At 67.7% G+C, this 22040-nt stretch carries 21 protein-coding genes and 3 pseudogenes; 5 read left to right on the plus strand and 19 right to left on the minus strand.

Annotated features, from left to right (window positions below):
• The first annotated feature begins 295 nt into the window (after nucleotides 1-295).
• Entirely contained in the window at nucleotides 296-847 is a 552-nt protein-coding gene (locus E3O54_RS14075) for a cob(I)yrinic acid a,c-diamide adenosyltransferase (protein ID WP_104099443.1), read from the plus strand.
• Between the two features lie 66 nt (nucleotides 848-913).
• Here E3O54_RS14075 and E3O54_RS16445 read toward each other — a convergent pair whose 3' ends face one another.
• Both E3O54_RS16445 and E3O54_RS14080 read right to left on the minus strand, forming a co-directional pair.
• Complete coding sequence (locus E3O54_RS16445) at nucleotides 914-1075, minus strand: hypothetical protein (protein ID WP_166805260.1); 162 nt, start codon at nucleotides 1073-1075, stop codon at nucleotides 914-916.
• The gene (locus E3O54_RS14080; RefSeq protein WP_134401846.1) at nucleotides 1072-1263 is read right to left on the minus strand and encodes a hypothetical protein; all 192 of its coding nucleotides are present in this window, start codon (nucleotides 1261-1263) and stop codon (nucleotides 1072-1074) included. The genes E3O54_RS16445 and E3O54_RS14080 overlap by 4 nt, the downstream gene beginning before the upstream one ends.
• A 116-nt stretch (nucleotides 1264-1379) precedes the next feature.
• Here E3O54_RS14080 and E3O54_RS14085 point away from each other — a divergent pair, with 116 nt between their 5' ends.
• A complete protein-coding gene (locus E3O54_RS14085) occupies nucleotides 1380-2006 on the plus strand; it encodes a wax ester/triacylglycerol synthase domain-containing protein (RefSeq protein ID WP_255570356.1) in 627 nt (208 codons plus the stop codon).
• A 516-nt stretch (nucleotides 2007-2522) separates the two neighbouring features.
• On the opposite strand, the gene E3O54_RS14090 is transcribed toward E3O54_RS14085, so the two are convergent.
• From E3O54_RS14090 to mgrA, 5 genes and pseudogenes are all read right to left on the minus strand, one after another.
• Nucleotides 2523-3743, minus strand: coding sequence for a type II toxin-antitoxin system HipA family toxin (locus E3O54_RS14090; protein ID WP_134401848.1), 1221 nt, complete (start codon nucleotides 3741-3743; stop codon nucleotides 2523-2525).
• Nucleotides 3736-4068 carry a helix-turn-helix domain-containing protein gene (locus E3O54_RS14095; protein WP_104099439.1) on the minus strand — a complete coding sequence of 111 codons (333 nt, stop codon included), beginning with the start codon at nucleotides 4066-4068 and terminating at the stop codon, nucleotides 3736-3738. The genes E3O54_RS14090 and E3O54_RS14095 overlap by 8 nt, the downstream gene beginning before the upstream one ends.
• Nucleotides 4069-4436: 368 nt before the next feature.
• A pseudogene (locus tag E3O54_RS14100) lies at nucleotides 4437-4709 on the minus strand (IS1380 family transposase); the annotation flags it as partial.
• A gap of 121 nt (nucleotides 4710-4830) precedes the next feature.
• Complete coding sequence (locus E3O54_RS14105) at nucleotides 4831-5349, minus strand: hypothetical protein (RefSeq protein ID WP_166805262.1); 519 nt, start codon at nucleotides 5347-5349, stop codon at nucleotides 4831-4833.
• Nucleotides 5350-5497: 148 nt separating this feature from the next.
• Nucleotides 5498-6523: an L-glyceraldehyde 3-phosphate reductase gene (mgrA, locus tag E3O54_RS14110; RefSeq protein ID WP_104099437.1), complete on the minus strand. Its 1026-nt coding sequence runs from the start codon at nucleotides 6521-6523 to the stop codon at nucleotides 5498-5500.
• A 152-nt stretch (nucleotides 6524-6675) separates the two neighbouring features.
• Between mgrA and E3O54_RS14115 the strand changes: the two genes are divergently transcribed.
• From E3O54_RS14115 to E3O54_RS14125, 3 genes are all read left to right on the plus strand, one after another.
• Entirely contained in the window at nucleotides 6676-7137 is a 462-nt protein-coding gene (locus E3O54_RS14115) for a DUF3817 domain-containing protein (protein ID WP_134341998.1), read from the plus strand.
• Between the two features lie 116 nt (nucleotides 7138-7253).
• Nucleotides 7254-9563: a phosphoribosylformylglycinamidine synthase subunit PurL gene (gene purL, locus E3O54_RS14120; RefSeq protein ID WP_134401850.1), complete on the plus strand. Its 2310-nt coding sequence runs from the start codon at nucleotides 7254-7256 to the stop codon at nucleotides 9561-9563.
• A gap of 185 nt (nucleotides 9564-9748) precedes the next feature.
• Complete coding sequence (locus tag E3O54_RS14125) at nucleotides 9749-10702, plus strand: hypothetical protein (protein WP_134401851.1); 954 nt, start codon at nucleotides 9749-9751, stop codon at nucleotides 10700-10702.
• A gap of 114 nt (nucleotides 10703-10816) precedes the next feature.
• On the opposite strand, the gene E3O54_RS14130 is transcribed toward E3O54_RS14125, so the two are convergent.
• The 12 genes and pseudogenes from E3O54_RS14130 to E3O54_RS16680 form a co-directional block, all read right to left on the minus strand.
• A complete protein-coding gene (locus tag E3O54_RS14130) occupies nucleotides 10817-11770 on the minus strand; it encodes an SDR family NAD(P)-dependent oxidoreductase (RefSeq protein WP_134401852.1) in 954 nt (317 codons plus the stop codon).
• A gap of 101 nt (nucleotides 11771-11871) precedes the next feature.
• Nucleotides 11872-12198: pseudogene (locus E3O54_RS14135) on the minus strand (chorismate mutase); the annotation flags it as partial.
• Nucleotides 12199-12409: 211 nt separating this feature from the next.
• On the minus strand, nucleotides 12410-13420 hold the full coding sequence (locus E3O54_RS14140) for a DMT family transporter (RefSeq protein WP_370247965.1): 1011 nt from the start codon (nucleotides 13418-13420) through the stop codon (nucleotides 12410-12412).
• A 313-nt stretch (nucleotides 13421-13733) separates the two neighbouring features.
• The gene (locus tag E3O54_RS14145; protein ID WP_241976912.1) at nucleotides 13734-14393 is read right to left on the minus strand and encodes a GNAT family N-acetyltransferase; all 660 of its coding nucleotides are present in this window, start codon (nucleotides 14391-14393) and stop codon (nucleotides 13734-13736) included.
• Between the two features lie 227 nt (nucleotides 14394-14620).
• The gene (locus E3O54_RS14150; RefSeq protein WP_104099431.1) at nucleotides 14621-15907 is read right to left on the minus strand and encodes an adenylosuccinate synthase; all 1287 of its coding nucleotides are present in this window, start codon (nucleotides 15905-15907) and stop codon (nucleotides 14621-14623) included.
• Complete coding sequence (locus tag E3O54_RS14155) at nucleotides 15908-16402, minus strand: DUF3151 domain-containing protein (protein WP_241976913.1); 495 nt, start codon at nucleotides 16400-16402, stop codon at nucleotides 15908-15910. It lies immediately after the preceding gene.
• 8 nt (nucleotides 16403-16410) lie between these two features.
• Complete coding sequence (locus E3O54_RS14160) at nucleotides 16411-17004, minus strand: TetR/AcrR family transcriptional regulator (protein ID WP_134401853.1); 594 nt, start codon at nucleotides 17002-17004, stop codon at nucleotides 16411-16413.
• A gap of 91 nt (nucleotides 17005-17095) precedes the next feature.
• Nucleotides 17096-19186 (minus strand): YhgE/Pip family protein, encoded by a 2091-nt coding sequence (locus E3O54_RS14165; protein WP_104099428.1) that lies wholly within the window; start codon nucleotides 19184-19186, stop codon nucleotides 17096-17098.
• A complete protein-coding gene (locus E3O54_RS14170) occupies nucleotides 19187-19897 on the minus strand; it encodes an ATP-binding cassette domain-containing protein (protein WP_134401854.1) in 711 nt (236 codons plus the stop codon).
• A gap of 142 nt (nucleotides 19898-20039) precedes the next feature.
• Complete coding sequence (locus E3O54_RS14175; protein ID WP_134401855.1) at nucleotides 20040-21275, minus strand: hypothetical protein; 1236 nt, start codon at nucleotides 21273-21275, stop codon at nucleotides 20040-20042.
• 111 nt (nucleotides 21276-21386) lie between these two features.
• Nucleotides 21387-21755, minus strand: coding sequence for a DUF4440 domain-containing protein (locus tag E3O54_RS14180; protein WP_104099425.1), 369 nt, complete (start codon nucleotides 21753-21755; stop codon nucleotides 21387-21389).
• 84 nt (nucleotides 21756-21839) lie between these two features.
• Nucleotides 21840-22040: pseudogene (locus E3O54_RS16680) on the minus strand (hypothetical protein); the annotation flags it as partial.

Genomic DNA, 22040 nt, shown 5'->3' on the forward strand with positions numbered 1-22040 from the left:
GGCTGCACGCACAGGCCGGCCGATCAGTGCCGCGCCGTCGGCCAGGACGACGGCCCGCATCAGATCCCCACCAAAAAACGTTGCGCTGCTGAAGGGGAAAATCTGAGCCCCGCGGCGCAACCACGTCGATAGAGGGGTGGTGTTCCGTGCGGTGTGCAGCATCCTGACGGTGGCCGGGCACCCGCGCACCGACGGCAGACAGTCGCACCGGCACGCGAATGCATGAAACGATGGATTTGTCCGGTACCGGCCCAGCTTCGTCAACCTAGTCCGGCGATCAACGGGAGGCCACGAAATGGCAAGAATCTACACCAGAACCGGCGACGCCGGCAGCACCGGGATGCTTCATGGCGGCAGGGTCTCCAAGGGTGATGAACTCATGGACGCGGTCGGCGACATCGACGAAGCGGTGTCTGCCCTCGGTCTGGCGCGAGCGGGATGCGCCGAGCCCGAGCATGCCGCGATCCTGTTCCGCGTGCAGCGCGATTTGTTCGTCGTCGCAGCTGATCTGGTCGTGAACCCAGCTCACCGCGATCGCCTCGTCCCGCGCATATCGCTGGTCGTTCCGGACATGGTCACTGAGCTGGAGGGAATCATCGACGGGCTGGTGACCGCCCGGCCGCTGCGGCCGGTTTTCCTCATCCCCGGGTCGACGCCCACCGAGGCCGCCATCGATCTGGCCAGAACGGTGGTGCGGCGGGCCGAGCGGCACACGGTGCGGGCCGGTGTGGTCGGGCATCCGGTCAGCGACGACGCGCGGCACTACCTCAACCGGCTCTCCGACCTGCTCTACGTGCTTGCCCGGCACTCGGCGGGCCCCGAAACAGAGCCTGCCAGCCACGACTGAGGACGACTCAAAATTGAATTCTCTCCCTCGCCGGTTCCTCCTCCGTTTAGCCTCAGTACCGTTCAGTTAAGCGTTTGAGTGGTGATTTTGGCTCGTGGAGGGGTAGTACACGGTCGCGAGTTCTATCGCGGAGGCCTCGGCCGGATCAAGGATCGTGGTCAGCAGCCGGTCGGCGTCAGGGTTGTCGCGTCCGTCGTCGATCGTGTAGTCCACGACCCGCACGGTCAATGGTGGTGTCGATTGCCGCCCCGGCCCGAGGTCGGGATGATCGTCGCCAGCCAGGACCCGTCAGCGAGGGTCTCCTGATGCCGAGGGCGGAGGTTCGTCTTGACCCACCAGAGCAGGTCAGCGCCCGTCGCTGCCGCTTGAGCCCACAACCGGAAGCCGGAGAAGCCGCGGTCGGCGAGGACCAACATGCCCGGTTCGAAGCGCCCTGCGAGCTCTCGGGAGAGTTCAATTTCCAACGTCGCGCACGGGCCAATCACCGCGTCCAGAATGGCATGCGTTCCGCACTCAGCCAGGGCCACCAGGCGTGCCTGCGGGAAAGCAGATTGTTCGCCCCGGCTGCCCGGCCCCCGGGGGCGAGCAGGTGGTACTCGATCTAGCCGCAGTGCTGCTCGTCGCTCCGCTGCCGCGCACCCGTGCGCTCTGGGCAGCCACACTTGTCACCGGAGTAGCGCGGCACCAAGCCGCGTTGATCGTCGTCTTTCACCACGTGCTCGCCGACGGAGTGGCCGGCCTGGTCGTGCTGGGCGGGCTCGTAGACCAGTCGGACGCTACCGGGACGCCCAGGGCCGTGGGCCCGAAGACGCATGAATCCGATTTCCCGCGGCCGCAAGCATCCATTCGCCAGCTCGCCATCGACGCCTGGACCCGCCGGCTAGGTTCACTGCGAGCTCTCCCCGCTCTGCTGCGCCGCCTCCAGGACGCGGCCCGGGAATTGCGGTCGGTGCGGTGGACGCGCCTGAGGCCAACGTCGCTTAACCGGCCGACCGGCCCGCGACGAGGCCTCGCTACGGTCACGGTGGCGCTGGACGGGATCCGCAACGCCGGTCACGCCCAGAAAGCCACGGTCAACGACGTCGTGCTCACCGCGATCGGTGGCGCGCTGCCGAACTCTCCTGCCACTGGCCAAGGCCCTGCACGAAGGTTTTACTGAGGCAATTTGGGAAAGTCGCGTCGGGTCCGCTGCCGGGTAACGTTCCGACGAGACCGCCCAGGATGCGCCGGTCGATCGCGACGAGTCGCCCGAGTCCCCGCAATAAATTCCTTGGCCGACATTCAGCCCTAGAAGTCGGGCACGTCGGGCAGAAACTACTGCGGGCGCGGGCTGTGCCATCCACCAATAACGTTGTTCCCGACGATCTGCACGACGCCAATGGTCGGCCGGGCGAATCCGGTCAGCATCTAATGGGATTCAATCCTCGCAGAACCCCTAGCCGATACGGAGCGAGGGAGAGCTCCATCGACCGAGTCTCTGTTGCGCGCGGTTAGCCTCCGCGCAACAATGCCCCTCGAACGGCTTATCCGATTAGTTCCACGCCTGGTCTCGGAAATCGCGGATACCGTGCTCGCTCCGGCTCTTCAGCGCCAGCGTGAGCAGATGAATCAGATCGCGAAACCCCCGCTACCGGCGTCGGGTACTTGAACACTCGGTCCGTCCAGCCTTCTGGGCTCATCCGGCGACGAACGCGCCAGCCATGAGGTCAATTTCGCTTTCCGGGATGTTGAGTCGGCGGGCTTCCACGACCCACCCGGAAACAGCGGCCTTGACTTCTAATAGCAGTGCGACGGCGTCTTTCACACGGAAGTACCGAGCCACGTCTAGGAGGGCGGCGGTGTCCGCGAAAAAGGTGTCGTAGTCGATGGACGTGGACAACTCCTTGGGTCCCGCTGCCGGGTTGGGGTTGAGGTCGAACGCGGGAGACAAATCCCAGCTGCGTGTGGTGTCCGACCGGAGGAACCCGTGGTTTCTGAGATGGTCGTCGGTGTTAGAGATCAGGATTGAGAACGCGATCCGGCGCCACAGCTCGCGAAGGTCACGCGTCGCAGATGAGGATGACTGCTCAATGACCTCGGCGATTTCCAAGTAGCTGCGGTGCTCGCCGTCAACTGCTTCGAGCATCGTCATAGCGCTCACATATCCGATGCGACGATCCCCAACTCTGTCGAACCTGTTGAGCAGCAGCACGTTCCGGCCTGCGACACTCATCAATTCAGTGCGCGGCGTTCGAATGCCTGCCCGGCTGGCCAGCGTCAGAGCAAGCTGCTCCCACGCCATGACGTCCCATTCGTCGGAGGCAACACGGGGGAACTTCGCAATGAGCAATGCACCCCGGCCGTTGACAACGGCAGCTTTGGGCCGGGCACCACCGATAGAGCTTCCCGCACGCAGGAGTAGCCGCAACGATTCGTCATCGGGATGGTCGCTCTCAACAGATTCAACAGCGCGGAGAAGTCTCGGCAGGCCGACCAGGTGCGGCACGCTTGCAGCCGCCGGCCCCAGCCAATCAGTGGTCCCCGGACGACGGAACCGGAAGGCGCCCTGACGAAGGTCGTCGCGAACACCGAGCGTGTAATCAAGTTCGCCGAAACTGCGTGCAGCTCCACCGCCTCGTGCGGCACGATGATGTTCGGATCTTTCGATGAGTTTGCGTCCCCAGCGGTCGGGAGCGCAGTCCGTGAACGCCCCGAAAAGGCGACGCCCGTCCGCAGTGTTAAAGGACCCGGATGAGAGGGGTAGTCCCGGATCGACCGAGTACGCGTCTGGTCTGGCCAGATATTCGAAGTCGTAGGTGAACGTGGCGCTCTCGGAGTTGCGTCGACGATGCGCGTAGACCGTGCCGGCACGCACGTCGACACCGTCTATTTGCACCCAGACTTCCGCGTCAGACATCGGCCTGTTTCTTCGGCCGGCTCTGACGCACACGCTGCGGGAGAACTTCCTCGGAGCGAAGCCGGCCGATGTCGCTGCGATAAGGGTCGGCGCTCTCAACGACCGTGTCCATGATTCCAAGTGCCCGGAAGACACGCAGCGCGGTCTCGAGGCTGACGCCTCCCTGCCCTGATTCCAGCTTGTGGAGGGTTGCCCGGCTCATGCCCGCGCGGTCCGCGACCTGCGCAGCAGTCAACCCGAGAAGTTTCCGCCACGTCTGAATGTCTGTGCCAAGTTCACGGAGGGCACGCCGGACGGGGATGGGGGTTAATCGCTTCTCAACCATTGACTCTCCTCCCTAACGTCTATTATTTTATACACTAACGTTTATAAAGCACTTGATACTTCGCCTTAGATTGGTTTCCCGTCTGCGGCGGATCGCAGCGCACCGGACGAGTGTGCCGCGTGTCGGGCGTGTGGCGGGCAGACTCCGGTGCCTTTACGGGCGGAGAGGTTCACGCGTGCCCACATTTGGCAGGAATGTCGGGTGCGGCCCAAGCTCACACGACTCACAAATCGCACCAGACTCACAAGACTCACAAGACTCACGAGGGACTGCCTCGAGTTCAGTTGACTCCAGGGGTGAGTGGTTTCAGGCGGCCGCGCGAGCCGGGCGAATGGCCCCTTCGATCTCCGCGCAGGCGCCTGATGTCTGGCATCGGCGAAGAGTTTCTTCATCCCGCCGTGGCGGAGCAGAGCCATGTCATCGATCGAGTCCGCGCCGGCGAGCATCCCCGCGACCAACGCGGTGACTTTCAACCCTGCGTTCGCCCCGAGGTACCCCGGCAACGTCAATCACCGGCTGGCAAGCTCGCCCAGGCCCGTGGAGGTGGCCAACATCATCGCAGGGACGAGTCCGGCGGCCGACACGAGATTGGTGTCATCGAGGGACGCTGACAAGGCCGTGGACCTATGGAAAAATTGCATCTACGAGATGTCTTTCGTGTCAGTCGAAATGAACCCTGAGTGAGTTCTATTTTTCCTGATCTGGAAGGCATTCTCTGTTTAACGCGCCGTCAACTCCCCAGCCTCACCGGTGGATTGAGGCTTAGGACACCGTGACCAACACCGGGGGGACCGGCAGGCGAGGTGACGGCGTGCGTCGAGCACCCCAGGTTCGCCGCCATCCGGCACGGTCGGGACCGGATGCCGCCGACAGGCCCCCCGGTGGAACCGTGCGTGCTCGGGCGGTCGGCCGTGCACTGACGTCGGTGAACTCCGGGACCGCAATTTCGTGGTCGATGACCGCACCGTCGGCGATGAAAGCCCCACGGCCGATGTCCGTGTTGCTGGCCAGGCGCGCCTCGTTTCCGACAATCGCATCGGCCCCGACATGCACGTTCGCGCCGACGAAGACCCGCGCGCCGATGATCGCCCCGTGGTCGATCCAGCTCCCCTGCCCGATCCACGATTCAGGCCCGACCTGGGCGTCACTTTCCACATACGTTGCGCTCGACACGTAGGCGCTCGGGTTCACCTGGGCACCGGGCGACACCAGTCCACGCCCGTTCTCGTGACGCCGGTACTTCGTCACCTGGCCCTTCTCGAGTTCCACTTCCACACTCATTCTTGCCACTAGCAGTCTCCTCGATCTCATCGTGTGATTTATTAAAAGGATAACTCTGCTTTTAATAACCTGTCCAGGAAAGTTGCCCGGCGATCACGGCGCGGGCGCCGCAGCGGCCCGCCCGAATCATCCGTCGATGTCGCCCGGGCTAGACGGCGCTGGACGGCTCCCACAGGTTGATGCCCATGTCGACGGCGTGCTCGTCGATCGCCGTGATCTCGGCGTCGGTGAACGCGAGGTTGTCGATCGCGGCGATGTTCGTCTCCAACTGCTTCACCGAGGAGGCGCCGACGAGCGCCGTGGTGACGGTTTCGCGTCGCAGCACCCACGACAGGGCGAGCTGGGCGAGCGACTGACCGCGGGCATCCGCGATCTCGGTCAGGGCACGGATGCGCCCCACCGTCTGGTCGTTCACCATGTCGCGGCTCATCGAGCCGGCCTGCGAGGCTCGAGACCCCTCGGGCACCCCGTTCAGGTAGCGGTCGGTGAGCAGCCCCTGCGCCAGCGGGGAGAAGGCGATGCAGCCGACGCCGAGATCGTCCAGGGTGTCGAGCAGTCCGTCTTCGACCCAGCGGTTGAACATCGAGTACGAGGGCTGGTGGATCAGCAGCGGCGTGCCCATCTCGGCCAGGATCGCGGCGGCCTGCCGGGTGCGCTCGGGCGAGTACGAGGAGATGCCGGCGTACAGCGCCCGACCGCTCGTGACGGCCGTGTGCAGCGCACCCATCGTCTCCTCGAGCGGGGTATCCGGGTCGGCCCGATGGGAGTAGAAGATGTCGACGTAGTCGAGGCCCATGCGGCCGAGGGACTGGTCGAGGCTCGAGAGCAGGTACTTGCGGGAACCCCACGAGCCGTACGGGCCCGACCACATGCCGTAGCCGGCCTTGGTCGAGATGACCAGCTCGTCGCGGTGCGGGGCTAAATCCTGCGCGAGGTGCACGCCGAAGTTGCTCTCGGAGCTGCCCTTGGGCGGGCCGTAGTTGTTGGCCAGGTCGAAGTGGGTGACGCCCAGGTCGAAGGCGCGGCGCAGAATGGCGCGCTGCGTCTCCATCGGTGCGGTGCCGCCGAAATTCTGCCAGAGGCCCAGCGAGATCGCGGGTAGTTTGAGGCCGCTGCGCCCGGTGCGGCGGTAGGGCATGGAGTCGTAGCGGGTGTCCGCGGGAAGGTACGTCATCCCTTCAGACTCGCACAGTCGGCTGGGTAGCCCTCTGCCCCACTGATCCGCCGTGTCATCCGTTCGGCCGATGCGCGGCTCCCCCGCAACCCTGCGAAGATCGAAGCTCCCCCTTCTTTCGTCCCGTTCCCCACCCCCTGGAGTGTTCCCCCGTGTCTCCCCGCCTCTTCTACCGCACCATCGCCATCGCTGAGGCGGTGACCTGGACCCTCCTGATCGGCGGCATGCTGCTGAAATACGTGGCGGATGCCGGCGGCACCCCGGTGCGGATCGCCGGCTCCCTGCACGGGTTCGTCTTCATCAGTTACGCCCTGACCGCCGTGCTGGTGGGCCTGAACCAGCGCTGGCCGGTCCGGCTGATGGTGCTCGCCGTCGCCACGGCGATCGTGCCCTACGCAACGGTGCCGTTCGACATCCGTCTCGACCGCAGCGGCCGGCTCGACGGCGACTGGCGCCGCGTCGCCACCGACGACCCGCGCGACCACACCTGGGTGGGCACGCTGCTGCGCTGGATGCTGAACCGTCCGGTGATCCTGATCAGCAGTTTCGCCGTGGCCGCGGTGGCGATCATGACGGTGATGCTGTCGCTGGGTCCTCCCGGCGGGCGCAGCTAGCGGGCGGCCAGGCCGCTGCCAGGCTTTAGCCGGGCGGCCTCGGAACCGGTGCTGGAGCGGCGCGGCGGGTAGACTCGCCAGGTCAAGCATCCGTTATCTCTGGGAGAACGCCACTCGTGACCGCTGTTACCACCACACCCTCCCGCGGCATTGCCGACACCGTTGCAAACGCGATTGCGACGCCCGAGAAAGAGCAGCCGTTCGACGCGCTGGGGCTGACCCCGAGCGAGTACACCGAGATCCGACAGATCCTCGGCCGCCGCCCCACGAGCGGCGAGCTCGCGATGTACTCGGTGATGTGGAGCGAGCACTGCTCCTACAAGAGTTCGAAGAAATACCTGCGCTCGTTCGGCGAGAAGGTCTCCCCCGCCATGAAGAAGAACCTCATGGTCGGCATGGGCGAGAATGCCGGTGTGCTGGATGTCGGCGAGGGCTGGGCGGTCACGTTCAAGATCGAGTCGCACAACCACCCCTCCTACATCGAGCCGTTCCAGGGTGCCGCGACCGGCGTCGGCGGCATCGTGCGCGACATCATCTCGATGGGCGCCCGCCCCGTCGCCGTGATGGACGCCCTCCGTTTCGGACGTCTCGACGACCCCGACACCGCCCGCGTCGTGCACGGCGTCGTGTCCGGCATCTCCTTCTACGGCAACTGCCTCGGCCTGCCCAACATCGGCGGCGAGACCTGGTTCGACAAGGTCTACCAGGGCAACCCGCTCGTCAACGCGCTCTCCGTGGGAGTGTTGCGCCACGAGGACCTGCACCTCGCCAACGCCACCGGCACCGGCAACCAGGTGGTGCTCTTCGGAGCCCGCACCGGCGGCGACGGCATCGGCGGGGCATCCATTCTCGCCTCGGACACCTTCTCCCAAGGCGGCCCCACCAAACGCCCCGCCGTGCAGGTCGGCGACCCGTTCGCCGAGAAGGTGCTGATCGAGTGCTGCCTCGAGCTCTACCGCGAGAAGCTCGTCGAGGGCATCCAGGACCTGGGCGCCGCAGGCATCTCCTGCGCCACCAGCGAGCTCGCCTCCAACGGCGACGGCGGCATGTTCATCGAGCTCGACAAGGTGCTGCTGCGCGACCCCACCCTGACGGCCGAAGAGATCCTGATGAGCGAGAGCCAGGAACGCATGATGGCCGTCGTCACCCCGGAGAAGCTCGCCGGTTTCCTCGCCATCACCGCCAAATGGGATGTCGAGACCAGCGTGCTCGGCGAGGTCACCGACTCCGGCCGGCTCATCATCGACTGGCACGGCGAGGAGATCGTCAACGTGGACCCGCGCACCGTCGCGGTCGACGGGCCGGTCTACGACCGCCCGGTCGCCTACCCCACCTGGCTCGACGCGCTGCAGGCCGACAGCGCCTCCGCGCTGCCCCGCCCGACCTCACCCGAGGTGCTGCGCGAGCAGTTCCTGGCCTTGCTCGGCTCGCCGAACCTGGCCGACCCGAGCTGGATCACCGACCAGTACGACCGCTACGTGATGGGCAACACGGCCCTCTCGTTCCCCGACGACGCGGGCATGATCCGGATCGACGAGGAGTCGGGCCTCGGCTTCGTCATCGCCACCGATGCGAACGGCCGTTATTGCCAGCTTGACCCGTACCGCGGCGCGCAGCTCGCTCTGGCCGAGGCCTACCGCAACGTGGCCGTGACCGGCGCGGTGCCGGTCGGCATCAGCGACTGCCTCAACTTCGGTTCGCCGGAGAACCCCGAGGTGATGTGGCAGTTCGCCCAGACCGTCGACGGTCTAGCCGACGGATGCCTGGCGCTCGAGATCCCGGTCACCGGTGGCAACGTGTCGTTCTACAACCAGACCGGCGACCAGCCGATCCACCCGACCCCTGTGGTCGCCGTGCTCGGCGTGATCGACGACGTCGCCCGCCGCGTGCCCAGCGGCTGGCAGGACGACGGCCACAACATCTACCTGCTCGGCGTGACCCGCGAGGAACTGGACGGCTCGGCCTGGGCCGAAGTCATCCACGACCACCTGGGCGGGCTGCCGCCCGTCGTCGACCTGGCCGGCGAAGCCGCCCTGGCGGGGCTGCTGCACGCGGCGTCGATCGAGGCGCTCATCGACAGCGCCCACGATCTCAGCTCGGGCGGGCTGGCGCAGACGCTGGCCGAAGCGGTGCTTCGGTTCGGGGTCGGAGCCCGCGTGTGGCTCGGCGACATCTGCGAGCGCGACGGGATCGACGCATCCGTCGCCCTGTTCTCGGAGTCGGCCGGGCGCGTGATCGTATCGGTTCCTCGGGAAGACGACGTGAAGTTCCTCGGCCTCTGCGAGGGGCGAGGCTACCCGGTGCTGCGCATCGGCGTGACGGACTCGACCTCGGCGAGCCTGGAGATCCAGGACCACTTCACGGTGTCGCTCGCCGACTTGCAGACGCGTCACCGCAGCACCCTCCCCTCCCGTTTCGCGCAGTAGGGGTTCCTCCTCCGCCCGTTCTCCCGCTCCCCTCCGACCGACCGACCCCGTTTCGCCCCTGCGTGCGACCAATCGGCCGCCATCGCCGGGATCAAAGTGGCACTTTCCGCGCACGCGCGAGCGCCTGCGGTCGGCGCCTGTGGATAGAGCACCGTGCGAATCGCAGTGGGTGGCATCATCGTGCGATGAGACCGCCTTCTGAGCTGCCGGCCGAGCTCGGTGATGGGCCGTTTTCCGTCGCCGACGCTCGACAGCGGGGAGTCAATTCCGGGCGACTGCGGCGCAGCGACCTCGCGCGGCCCTTCCACGGCGTGCGGGCGCCTGTGGGGCGCGGCCCGTCACCGGCCCCCATCAGCGACGCGGACAGGTGGGCACGGATCCGTGCAGCAGCGCGCACCCGGGCCTATGACTACGCGGTGCGGATGCCGTCAGATCAGTTCTTCAGCCACGCGACGGCCGCGCTTCTCCACGGGCTGCCTCTCCCCGCGCGACTCCTCGAGCGGTCAATCGTGGATGTAGGCACAGGCATTCGGACCCGGCGCCGCCGGGGCAAGGGCGTGCGCGGACATCTGATTCCGCTGGACCGGGTGCGCGTCGTTTCGGTGGGACACCTCGCCGTCGCTTCAGCGGTCGACGCGTGGGTCCAGCTGTCGACGGTCCTCACCCTCGATGAGTTGATCATCATTGGCGACTCCCTCGTGCGCCGCCAGCGGCCTACGGCCACGATGGCGGAACTTCACCTGGCCGTTGCGCGGCACGCGGGCTTGCCCGGTGCCTGTCGTCTCCGCGAGGCCCTCGCCCTGGTCCGTCCGCGCACCGATTCTGCAAAGGAAACAGTGCTGCGACTTCTCATCGTGCGGGCAGGCCTGCCGGAGCCGGAAGTGAACCTGACCCTCGTCAATCGATACGGCGCCTTCATGGCCTTGGGTGATCTCGCCTACCTGCGCTACAAGGTCCTGATCGAGTATGACGGCGGCCAGCACCGCGAAGACGAACGACAGTTTCACCGCGACATCGACCGGCTGGACGAGCCCATGGAAGAAGGGTGGCGGGTCATCCGTGTCAACAAATCCCACTCTCCCCATGCGGTCATCGCCCGAATTCGCACCGCCCTTCTCGATCGCGGTTGGATCCCCTAAATCCCACCTCCAGCCCCACACCCTCTCCAGGGGTCGCGTGCGCTAGAAACGCCGCCATTCCCCGTCATATGGCGGCGTTTTGAGCGCACGCGGGGCCGTGCAGCGGGGCGCCCGCTAGATCGAGAAGGGGGCGCCGAGGTGGAGCTCCGAGCGTGACCAGAGCGACTCTGCGACCGCGGGGTCGAGCGAGGTGCGCGTGGGCTCCTGCAGCGTCGGCAGGCCGCGCGTGAGATAGCGAGGGCCGTAGTAGTCGCCGCCACGGGCATCCGGGTCGACGGCCGCACTCACCGTGGGCCAGGCCCCGGCGTCCTTGCCCTGAGCACCGAAGGACTGCAGGATGTCGGCGAATCGGCTCGCACGCGACGGCTGATTGACCCCGCGGATGCCCGGCGTCAGACCCGAAATCGAGTAACCGGGGTGTGCCACGAGGCTTTGCACCCCGTCAGTGCCGCCGGCTCCGGCCGCCCGCAGCCGTCGATCGAGCTCGAAGCCGAACACCTGCATGGCGATCTTCGACTGCGCGTAGGCCTTCCACCGGTTGTAGCCGGACTCCAACTGCAGGTCGAGCAGCGGCGAGTCCAGCAGCCGCGAAATCATCGACCCGAGCGCGACGACCCGGCTGCCGGGCGTGCGCCGCAGAGCCGGCAGCACCCGCGCGGTGAGCGCGAAATGGCCGAGGTAGTTGGTCGCGAAGACCAGTTCGTGCCCGTCGGGGCTCAGCTCGCGCGTGCGCGGCGGGTGCACGATGCCCGCGTTCAGGATCAGCCCATCGATCCGCGGCAGCTCCAGCAGCGCGTCCGCGGCACGGTGTACCTGGGTGAGGTCGCTCAGGTCCAGCGGTATCGCCGACACGGATGCCCCGGGCACCCGGGCGTGGATGGCCGCGACCGCGGCTTCCGTCTTCGCGAGATTGCGGCAGGCCAGCACGACGTGGGCGCCCGCGGCGGCGAGTTGCTCGGTGGTGAAGTAGCCGAGGCCGGCGTTGGCGCCGGTGACGACGAAGGTCTTCCCGAACTGGGCCGGAAGGGCGCGCGACGCCCCGGGGAGCGCGGAGGTCTGAGAAGTCATGAGGTGGCCGGCGACGTGGTGGCGGAAGAATCGGGGCTGGTGCCCACGACCGGCCGTGCGACATCCGTTCGTGCCCCCGCAGCTCGCGGCGCGGACCCGTTCGCCGACTCGGTGCCGGCGATCTTCTCGTGGTGGTGGATGACCTCGGCGATGATGAAGTTCAGGAACTTCTCGGCGAAGGCCGGGTCGAGCCGAGCCTCCTCGGCCAGTCCGCGCAGTCGCTGGATCTGCAGCAGCTCCCGCTCGGGGTCGGCGGGGGGCAGGCCGTGCGCGGCCTTGAGCCGTCCGACCTGCTGGGTGAACTTGAACCTTTCCGCCAGCAAGTGGATCAGCGCGGCGTCGATGTTGTCGATACTCTGACGGATGCTGCCCAGTTCGTCGATCGCTTCCTGCCCCGCGCCGGCGGGCAATTCCTCGTGTGCAGCCATGGTTCGACGATACCGTTTCGCGCGCGGTGACCGCACGACCGGCACTGCCCGCCGTCTTCGATGGAGGCCGCGGGCTACTACCCGGAAGCGGTCACCCGCTCCAACGCATTCCACGCCCGCTCCGCCGAGGTCGACAGTTCCGGTCGACTTCGCCCGGCGCGCGAGTCGATCTCGACCGGAAGTGTCGATTCCGGCGCCATACCGGTCGCCATTAACTCCGTGACCACTGCAGCGGCGCGGGCGACTCCGCCGACCCGGCCGCCCTCACCGGCCGCGCCAACCGCCGCGCCGACCCCGCCCGCCCAGGCAAGCGCAGCCGCCGCTGGGTCAGCAGGATGCCGAGCAGCACCAGCGCCGCCCCGGCCGGCTCGTGCCACGAGAAGGTCTCCGAGAGCACGAGCACCCCCAGCAGCACCCCGACGACGGGTGTGACATACGTCACCGTCGACGCGTTCGTCGGTCCCCAGGCGCGCAGCACGTTGATGTGCCAGATGTAGGCCACGCCAGTGCCGAGCGCGCCGAGAGTGAGCAGTCCGGCCACGATCGGCACGGTCAGTGCCACCGGATGCGCCGCCACCACCGGGGTGGCCACAAGCATGATCGCCCCGGCGATGCCGATGTTCAAGAACGCGAAAGTCGCGGGGGCGATCGGCCGGCCGCTCAGGAACCGGCGGGTGTAGCCGAACGTGAAGCCGTAGCAGACCGCCGCGCCCAGGCAGGCCAGCTGGCCCCAGAGGTCGCCGGTCAGGGCCGCGTAGCGCCACGGCGCGATGATCACGACCACGCCGGCGATGCCCACGAGGATGCCTGCCACCTGCCCGCGCGCGAGCCGCTCCACCCGGAACGCGAGCGTCGCCATCACCGCGGTCATGATCGGCGTCACGGCGTTGTAGATGCTGGCCAGACTCGACGACACGTACTGCTCCGCCCACGCGAACAGAAGGTGCGGCACGACGCATCCGGTGATCGCGATCACCAGGAAATGCAGCCAGACCATCTTCTCGCGCGGCAGCACCGGCCCATTGGCCACACGCGGACGGCTGGTCAGCACGATCAGGCCGAGCGTGAAACCGCCGAGCACCAGCCGCGACCACGCCACCTGGCCGAACGTGACCCCCTCGAGGGCCACTTTCATGAACAGGAAACTGGATCCCCAGACCACACCCATGCCCAGGAACTGCAGGGTGACCCGGGTTCGTCCGGCGGCGGGAACGTCTCTCACCTGCCGACTGTACCGCGCCCCGCCGACACTCCGCACGGGTGCCGGACTGGTGCCGACCGCCGCGGCCGAAAGCCGCCGATCATTGGCAATGAGTGACCCGCCGCGCGCGCGAACGAATTCGACGGAGATTTTCACGAAAACGGATGCTGCGGGCCGGTTTTCGGCTCTTGGCGGCAAAATCTCCGTCGAATTCGTTCGGGCATCGAGCACGGAACCCACTCCGCACGGACGCGCTCGACCGCGGCCCGCTGCACGCACCGAAGCGCGCCGGAACGCGCCGGAGCACGCAAACGGGCATCCGGCGGTGCCGCCGTCAGGCCACGTCTCTCGTCTCGAGCGGCCGCACCCGGTACTGAACCGAACGCGCGCCGTACCCGTCGAGCCGCGCCCGCAGCCCGGCCCGCACCCGAGGCCACTCGCTGTCGAGGATCGAGTAGATCACGGTGTCCCGCCAGCTGCCGTCGGCCCGCCGCCGCTCCCGGCGGATAATCCCCTCATGCGTGGCCCCGATGCCCGCGATAGCCGCGCAGGACCGCACGTTCATCACATCCGCCTGGATCTTCACCCGCCCGAACCCATGGTCGAAGGCCAGCCCGAGCAGTAGTAGCTTCGTCTCCGCGTTGACGGCGGTGCCCCAGACCCGCGGATCGTAAGCGGTCCAGCCCACGTGGGCCGACTCGTGTTGCAGGTGCAGGTCGCCCAGCGTGGACATGCCCACGAGGTCACCGGCGTGCGGGCCGCCGGCTAAGCGCACCGCATAGGGCAGTCCCGCCCAGTGAACGTAGGCATCCGCCCAGTCGGTGAACTCGGCCGGGTCCGTGCGGAGCCCGCCCGGGCCACCGCCAAAACCGCCGTCGAAAACCATTGGATGCGCGATCGCGCCGTGCAGCTCGGACAGCAGCGCACGGGTGAGAGGTTCGAGCCGCACATAGTGGCCCACGATGGCGATGCTCTGAGGTCGTTCGGCAGTCATGCCGACACTGTGGCAGCGCCAGGTTGCCACCGAATGAACGGCAGCGGTCAGGTCGGCGCGAACGAATTCGACGGAGATTTTGGCGAAACCGGATGCCGCGGGCCGGTTTTCGCCCTCCAGCAGCAAAATCTCCGTCGAATTCGTCAGGGCACCGAGCGGAGGCCTTCAGCACCGCCCGCAGCCCGCCGTTGACAGCCCGTGGCCCGCGGCCCACAGCCGCGCTTGCCTCAGTCGACGAGATCGTGGCGCGAGATGATCTCCTCGCGGCCAGGACCGACGCCGATCGCCGAGATGCGGGCGCCGCTCATCTTCTCGATCGCGAGCACGTAGGCCTGCGCGTTCCGCGGCAAGTCCTCGAAGGTGCGGGCGCCGGTGATGTCATCGGTCCAGCCGGGGAAGTCCTCGAAGATGGGCTTTGCGTGATGGAAGTCGGACTGCGACACGGGCACCTCGTCGAAGCGCACGCCGTCGACGCTGTACGCGACGCAGACGGGAATCGTGTCCAGGCCGGTCAGCACGTCGAGCTTGGTCAGCACGAAGTCGGTCACCCCGTTGATGCGGGCCGTATAGCGGGCGACGGGCGCGTCGTACCAGCCGCAGCGGCGCGGGCGCCCCGTGGTGGTGCCGAACTCGAAACCGTTGGCGCGCAGGAACTCGCCCGACTCGTCGAACAGTTCGGTCGGGAACGGGCCGGCGCCGACGCGGGTCGTGTACGCCTTGACGACGGCGATGATCCGGTCGATCCGGTTCGGGCCGATGCCCGAGCCGGTCACGGCGCCGCCGGAGGTCGCGTTCGAGGAGGTGACAAACGGGTAGGTGCCGTGGTCGACATCCAGCATCGTGGCCTGGCCGCCCTCGAAGAGCACGGTCTTTCCGGCGGTGAGGGCCTCGTGCAGCAGCAGGGCGGTGTCGGCGACCATCGGGCGCAGACGCTCGGCGTAGCTGAGCAGGTCCTGGACAATTTCGTCGACCGTGATCGCGCGACGGTTGTAGACCTTGACCAGCAGGTGGTTCTTCTGGGCCAGGGCACCCTCGACCTTCTGGCGCAGGATGTTCTCGTCGAACAGGTCCTGCACGCGGATGCCGACGCGGTTGATCTTGTCGGCGTAGGTCGGGCCGATGCCACGGCCGGTGGTACCGATCTGGCGCTTGCCGAGGAAACGCTCGGTGACCTTGTCGACCGTGCGGTGGTACTGGGTGATGATGTGAGCGTTGGCGCTCACCTTGAGTCCGGACACGTCCACGCCGCGGGAGATCAGCGCGTCAAGTTCTTCGAAGAGCACCTCAATGTCGACGACCACGCCGTTGGCGATGATCGGCGTGACACCGGCGGTGAGGATGCCTGACGGCAGCAGGTGCAGCGCGTACTTCTCGGTGCCGATGACCACGGTGTGGCCGGCGTTGTTTCCCCCGTTGAATTTGACCACGTAGTCAACCCGGCTGCCGAGGAGGTCGGTGGCCTTGCCCTTGCCCTCGTCGCCCCACTGGGCTCCGATCAGAACGATCGCTGGCATTTAGTTTTCTCCTCGGATAAAGAACGCCTCGGTGGGCGGGGCCGGGTCGGTGGCCCGGTAGCCGTCCGGTGTGCTGGTCTCCTGATCAAGGCGGCTGATCACCGTGGGATCGGCGCCGTTCAGGAAGGTGGTGAGACGGTCGAACTCGTTCTGTTCATTGATCTCGCCCGCGGCCCGGCGCAGCGCATAGAGCGCCCGCAGGACTCCGCGATTGGGTTCGTGGGTCCAGCGCACCGGGCCCTGGCCGTGCCAGCCTGCCTTGCGGAGCGCGTCGAGGCCGCGGTGGTAGCCCACGCGCGCATAGGCGTAGGACTCCAGGGTTCGACCCTCGAGGTACGTGGCGTCGGCCAGCACGGCCCACGCCAGGGAGGACGTCGGATGGGCCTCCACCACGCCGGAAATACTGCCGCTATCGGCTCGGCGGAGCGCCTCGATCACCTCCGGTTCCGCGGGAAGAAGGGTCTCGGGCTGCTCAATCAAATTGTCGCCGGTCACACTCGATCCTAACAAGGCCCGGACCGCTCCTCGCCGAACAGGCCACCGGAGAGGGAACCGAGGATGGCCGCGGCGACCTCGTCCCGCGGCCGGTCCGGTTCGAAAACGAGCCATTCCAGGCCCGCCATCAGCACGGCACCGAACACGCTCGACGCCATCAGACCGCAGGTCGCGTCGGCACGGCTGCCCGGCTTCGCCTCCGCGATCGCGTCGGCGAACACGGCGAGGGCCTCGTGCCGTAGCGCAAAGAGCGACTTCTGCCAGGTGCGGTCGGTGCGGAAGATCTCCGCCGCCATCAGCTTGGACAGTGCTGTGTTCGCCGCGATCCGGTCGAGCAGCGCGCGCACCAGCGCCTCGAGGGCCGCGCTGCCGTGCAGGCCGGCCGACGCGGCGCGGAGGGTTTCGGCGAGCGCGCCGACCCCCTCCTGCAGCAGTTTCTCAAACAGTTTGTCTTTGGAGCTGAAGTTGTAATACAGGCTGCCCTTGGCCACCCCGGCCCGCTCGGCGACCTCATCCATCGTGGTGCCGCTGATGCCCTTGGTCGCGGCCAGCTCCAGCGTGGCGTCGAGGATGGCGCGTTTCGTTCCGGTGGCGCGTGCCATTGGAGTTCCTTTCCACGGGCAGGTTCGGTGCCGGCAGGTTCGGTGCCGGCAGGTTCGGTGCCGGCAGGTTCGGTTCGGTGCCGGGGCCGCGCTAGATGGTCAGTTCGGGGTGCAGCCGGCCCACGGTCCAGATCCTCTGGCGGCCGGCGCTCCAGGCGCTGATCGCGATCGAGCCGACCAGCATCACGGCGAGGACGGCAACCGAAACCCACAGTCTAGAGTCGATGCCTCCGGTGATCAGTTCGCGCAGCCCGGTCACGACGTACGACGCCGGCATGAACGGATGCAGCACCTGGAAGAACACGGGCGTGGTCTCCACCGGATAGGTGCCGCCCGACGAACTCAGCTGCAGCATGAGCAGCACGAGGCTGACCACGCGGCCGGCCGCGGTGCCGAGCAGGATGATGAACATCTGCTGCAGAGCCAGGAAGGCGAGCGTCGTCAGGTAGAGGAACGCGCTCATCCCGAACCAGTGTTCGGGCTGCAGGCCGATGCCGTAGACCAGCACGAGCACCATGATCACGACCTGGGCGAGCCCGATGGCCATCGCCGGCAGGAAGCCGGTCATGGTCGAGCGCAGCCCGGAGGCGGCGCTGGCGAGGGCCCGGGTGGGCAAAGCCCGCAGGATCAGCCAGGTGATCAGCCCGCCGACGAAGGTGGCCAGGGCCAGGAAGAAGGGTGCGAACCCCTCGCCGAAACTGTCGGAGGCGTTCTCCCACTTCTGCACGAGCGTGACCGGGCTGGCGATTACGGCCGTCTTCTTTGCAATCTGGTCCGCGGTGAGGTCGGGCGCACTTTGCCCGCCCGTGGTGAGGGAGTCGGCGAGGGTGCCGCTGCCGGCGGCGAGTTCGGCGGCGCCGGTGTTCAGGCTCACGCCGCCGTCGACGAGCTGCCGGGTGCCGTCGGACAGTGACCCCGTGCCCTCGCCCAGCAGCTCGCTGCCGGCGAGTACGGAGTCCGCCCCGGAGGCCGCGGTGGCGGCCCCCTCGGCCAGGGAGGCCGCGCCGGCCGAGAGTTGCCCGGCACCGGTGGCCACCTGGGCGGCGCCGGAAGCCCCGGCGATCAGCTTGCCGGAGAGTTCCCCGGCTCCGGTGGAGAACTGGTCGCTGAGCCCGGCATAGGTCTGGGTCTGGGTGAGCGCGCCTTGGGCACCCGCGTTCACGGCGCCGGCGCCGGCGTCGAGGTGCTCCACGGCCGGCAGGAACGCCGACGCGGGGGTGCCTTCCGGTGCCGCCTGTATCTGCAGGAGCAGGTCGTGCAGTCCGGTCGACACCGAGGCGGTGCCGCCGGCCAGCGTGCCGGTTCCCGCGGCGATCTGGTCGGCGCCGTCGGCGAGCTGCACCGATTTCTCGGAGAGGGTCGCGGCACCCGTGGCGGCGGCCTGCATCCCCTCGGACACCTGCACGGTGCCGTCGGAGAGGGTCACCGAGGAGCCGGCGAGCGCCCGGGCGCCGTCGGACAGCGTGTCCAGTCCGGTCGCCAGGGTGCCGGCGCCGTCGGTGAGGCGCGCAACGCCGTCATCGAGGGTGAGCGCTCCCTCGGCAAGGGCATCGAGGCCGACCAGGAGGGAGCCGGTCCCGGCCGACGCTGTGGTGAGCCCGTCGAACAGCCGGCCGGCGCCACCCGCTGCCGAACGGATGCCGTCACCGGCCTCGTTCACCCCCACCAGGAGCGCATTGACGGTCTGGTCGCCGATCTCGGTGGCGACCGCGTCCCGCAGTTGAACCATGGCCTGCTTGCCCATGGTCGTGGCGAGAAAACTGTTGCTGTCGTTGTAGTCGACCTGTACGGTGGCCGAAAGCGGGGTGTCGGTGCCGGCGGAGACGGCGCTAGCCGAGAAGTCGCTCGGGATGGTGACCGAGAAGTAGTAGTCGCCGTCCCTGACGCCCGCGGCGGCATCCGCCCCGTTCGTCACGGTCCAGCCGAGCTCGTGGCCGTCGACCAGCTCGTCAACCAGATCCTGGCCGGCGGTGACCGGTTCGCCGTCCCGGCTGGCGCCGGCGTCTCCGTTGACGAGCGCCACGGGGAGGTGGTCGAGTTCGTGGTCGGGCGCCCAGAAGGCCCAGAGGTAGAGCGCCCCGTAAATGAGCGGGATGAACATAAGCACGACGAGGGCGATCTTGGGCATCTTGCCCTTGCCGAAGCGGTGCAGTTCGGTGCCGGAGGAGAGGAAGGCGAACATTCAGCGGGTCTCCTGATTCAATGGGAGGGCCGGGGTCATCCCGGCCTTGGTCATCACGACAACGGCCGGGTCGATGCCGAGCTCGGCCCACATCTCGGTTTCGGGCGCGGTCGCGGACGCGATCACGCTGGTTCCGGCGGCGGCGACACAGGCGAGGCGCTGCCAGAGGATGCGCCGGGACTCCGGTGCGTGCACCTGCTCGACCTGGTCGAAGAAGAGGATGCTCGGTTCGTTCATGACCGCGAGCGCGGCCCTCAGCAGCACGGTCTGCACCTCATTGAGGTCCCAGATCACGGTGTCGGCAGCCGGAATCGGCACGCCGCCGAACACGGGGGCGCAGACGCGGCGCACCTCGGTGTCGTCGACCGAGCGGATGAACGACCACCAGGGGGAGATCCAGGCCGTGCGCTCACGGATTGCGGCGCCGACGGTGACCGATTCCTCGAGGGTGTCGATGTCGTGGAAGCCGGAGATGCCGGTGCGCTTCTGCACCCGGCGGGCCCGGCGGGGCAGCTCGTGGCCAAGCACCTCGAGGGTTCCCTCGCTCGGCTTCATGCGACCGGCCAGGGTCAGCATCAGGCTGGTGCGGCCGCTGCCGGTGGGGCCGCAGAGCACGGTGAGGCCGGTGCCGGCCTCAAAGCTCAGGGGCCCGTAAACCGAGCCCCGCTTGAATCGCAGGGCCAGGTCGTGCGCCCTCACTGTCGACTGCACGTCGATCCTCTCGTTTGTACTGACTAGTCAGTATAGAACAAGGGATCGACGTGCCGCGTGCCACGGCTCAGGCCGGCGCGCCCCGGGTGCCGCCCGGACGGTGACGTGGCCTTCGCCACGTTGAACGCCGTTCTGGCCGCGGCTAAGACTCCGGAGTACCGGATGCTGCGCGACGACGCGGGAATGTCACCGCGTCGCCGCGGCTGGGAAGCTTCGCGAGCTCGGCCTCCGCGGGGGTGGGAGCTTCGGCCGGGGCCGGGAGGGTCGACCAGCGCAGCAGAGCGGCGGCGCTCGTCTCCGCCGGAAGCTCCCCGGGAGACACCACCATCACCCGCGCATCCGTCAGCATCGCCGCCCGGATCAGCGCGTCGGCGGCCGGCACCGAGCCGAGCTCACTTGCGCCGAGGGCATCGGCCGAGGTGGCTGCCAGCCACGGCTCGCGGTCGAGGGCGATCAGAGTCGTCCCCGCCATCCGGTCCGGGGCCAGCATCAGCACATCGACCTGGCCCTGCTGCAGGGCCCGCACCACGGCCGCGAAGTCGAGCTCGGAGAGGCCGCTGCCCTGTCCCGTCCCCAGCCGCTCGAGGGCGTCGTACTCCTCCTGCGCGAGAATCGCCGCGAGGTGGCGATTGAGGTCACCTTCGAGTTCCTCCTGCGTGGCACCATCCGGGCGGGTGTTCGTGGCAACGACGTGCAGCACCTCGCGGCTGGCGGGAGAGAGCTGGTCGACGAGCAACTGGCGGGCACGCACGTCGCCGGTGAGCACGAGCAGCTCGGCCTTACTGTCCCGCACGACCTCGTCGATCGCGGCAGCGATCTGGCCCTCGTTGCGCTTCCACACCTCCTCGGTGCGGTGCTGATAGCGCCCGTTCGCAAGGAAGTCGTCTTCGGAACCCACCTTCGTGAGAAACTCCGTGTCGCCCTCCACCTTCACCTTGGAAACCGGGTGCGAGCGGCTGAGCCGGTAGAGGGTGACCTCGCCGCCGTCGCGCCCGGCCTCGGCCACCACGTACCTGAGGTCCCGTGGGCGGTGGATCAGCAGGGGGATCAGAGCGGGCACCGGCCCGTAGGAGACCAGCAACTCGCCGAGCGGCTCCCCCGAGAGCACCTCGTTGAATTCGACCACGCCCTGCCGCACGAACATCAGCCTGCCTATCGAACCGCCCACGCCCGGCGGCTCCTCAATCAGCTCGATGATGGTGCTGATGTCGATCTCCGGGGCACCGGCATCGGTCAGCGCCTCCCGCAGGGTGCGCTGGCGCAGGGAAGAGGTTCGCCGGGGGTTCTGCGCATCCTGGGTCACGTCAACGTAGGCACTCGACACCGAACCGGATCGACGGTATAAGTCCGCGAGCCCCTCATTACCGAAATCAGCCATTGCGGAGTCCTTTCTGTGGCAGTTTATCAACCACGGTATCCCCGGGTTCCGGCGTTCACAACCCTGCCGGACGGTCCGCAGCGGAGCGGAAAAGCTGCCCCTCTCCGGTCGTTACAGGGCGGTCTGCTGGTGCGTCGCGACGCACCAGCCGCCGTCGGCGAATACGTAGGTCGTGGCCGCGTTCGCCTCGATCACCTCGTCGCCGCGGTGGGCCAGGAGCCGGTAGACGAGCACCCCGGCGTGTTCGTTCTGGCGCACCACGGCCGGCTCGCGGAGCTGGTAGCTCGTGATGGCGGGCATCTCCTTGAAGAAGGCGATCGCTTCGTTGCGGGTGACGATCCTGCCCGGCAGGATCAGCAGTCCGTCCGCGGTCATCGTTCGCCGGTAATAGTCTCCGCCGCGGCCGGCGAGAATCGCCTGCCACCCTTCGTGCTCTTCGTGAAGGAGGCGGGCGGGCAGATCGTCAGTGATCGCAGTCATGACCCAACGCTAGCCCCTCAAAGCACCGACTGAGCCTCTGGGAGCGGGACTGAGTTCTGGATCTGCGGCCGGGCGAGCCGCCCGTCAGTACGGCGCCGGGTCGAGCTCGGGATCGGGCTCAGACTCGGGCTCGGGCTCGGACTCAGCCGCAGGCGTGCGCGGTTCCGGTGCGGGTCTCGGCACAGGCGACGCCGAGCGGATGACCGTGGCCGGCTCACTCACGAACGTGCGCCCGGTCGGCGACGTCCACTCAAGCGTGCCGTCACCGAGGTGCAACACCCGCCA

The organism is Cryobacterium sp. TMT2-4, from assembly GCF_004402575.1.
GTDB classification, from domain to species: Bacteria; Actinomycetota; Actinomycetes; order Actinomycetales; family Microbacteriaceae; genus Cryobacterium; species Cryobacterium sandaracinum.

What these genes read in the sequence shown, in the direction of transcription:
- E3O54_RS14075 (WP_104099443.1), top strand. Translation starts at nt 296, where the DNA reads ATGGCAAGAATCTACACCAGAACCGGCGACGCCGGCAGCACCGGGATG.
- E3O54_RS14080 (WP_134401846.1), bottom strand. Translation starts at nt 1,263, where the DNA reads ATGTTGGTCCTCGCCGACCGCGGCTTCTCCGGCTTCCGGTTGTGGGCT.
- E3O54_RS14090 (WP_134401848.1), bottom strand. Translation starts at nt 3,743, where the DNA reads ATGTCTGACGCGGAAGTCTGGGTGCAAATAGACGGTGTCGACGTGCGT.
- E3O54_RS14095 (WP_104099439.1), bottom strand. Translation starts at nt 4,068, where the DNA reads ATGGTTGAGAAGCGATTAACCCCCATCCCCGTCCGGCGTGCCCTCCGT.
- E3O54_RS14105 (WP_166805262.1), bottom strand. Translation starts at nt 5,349, where the DNA reads ATGAGTGTGGAAGTGGAACTCGAGAAGGGCCAGGTGACGAAGTACCGG.
- mgrA (WP_104099437.1), bottom strand. Translation starts at nt 6,523, where the DNA reads ATGACGTACCTTCCCGCGGACACCCGCTACGACTCCATGCCCTACCGC.
- E3O54_RS14125 (WP_134401851.1), top strand. Translation starts at nt 9,749, where the DNA reads ATGAGACCGCCTTCTGAGCTGCCGGCCGAGCTCGGTGATGGGCCGTTT.
- E3O54_RS14130 (WP_134401852.1), bottom strand. Translation starts at nt 11,770, where the DNA reads ATGACTTCTCAGACCTCCGCGCTCCCCGGGGCGTCGCGCGCCCTTCCG.
- E3O54_RS14145 (WP_241976912.1), bottom strand. Translation starts at nt 14,393, where the DNA reads ATGACTGCCGAACGACCTCAGAGCATCGCCATCGTGGGCCACTATGTG.
- E3O54_RS14150 (WP_104099431.1), bottom strand. Translation starts at nt 15,907, where the DNA reads ATGCCAGCGATCGTTCTGATCGGAGCCCAGTGGGGCGACGAGGGCAAG.
- E3O54_RS14160 (WP_134401853.1), bottom strand. Translation starts at nt 17,004, where the DNA reads ATGGCACGCGCCACCGGAACGAAACGCGCCATCCTCGACGCCACGCTG.
- E3O54_RS14165 (WP_104099428.1), bottom strand. Translation starts at nt 19,186, where the DNA reads ATGTTCGCCTTCCTCTCCTCCGGCACCGAACTGCACCGCTTCGGCAAG.
- E3O54_RS14175 (WP_134401855.1), bottom strand. Translation starts at nt 21,275, where the DNA reads ATGGCTGATTTCGGTAATGAGGGGCTCGCGGACTTATACCGTCGATCC.
- E3O54_RS14180 (WP_104099425.1), bottom strand. Translation starts at nt 21,755, where the DNA reads ATGACTGCGATCACTGACGATCTGCCCGCCCGCCTCCTTCACGAAGAG.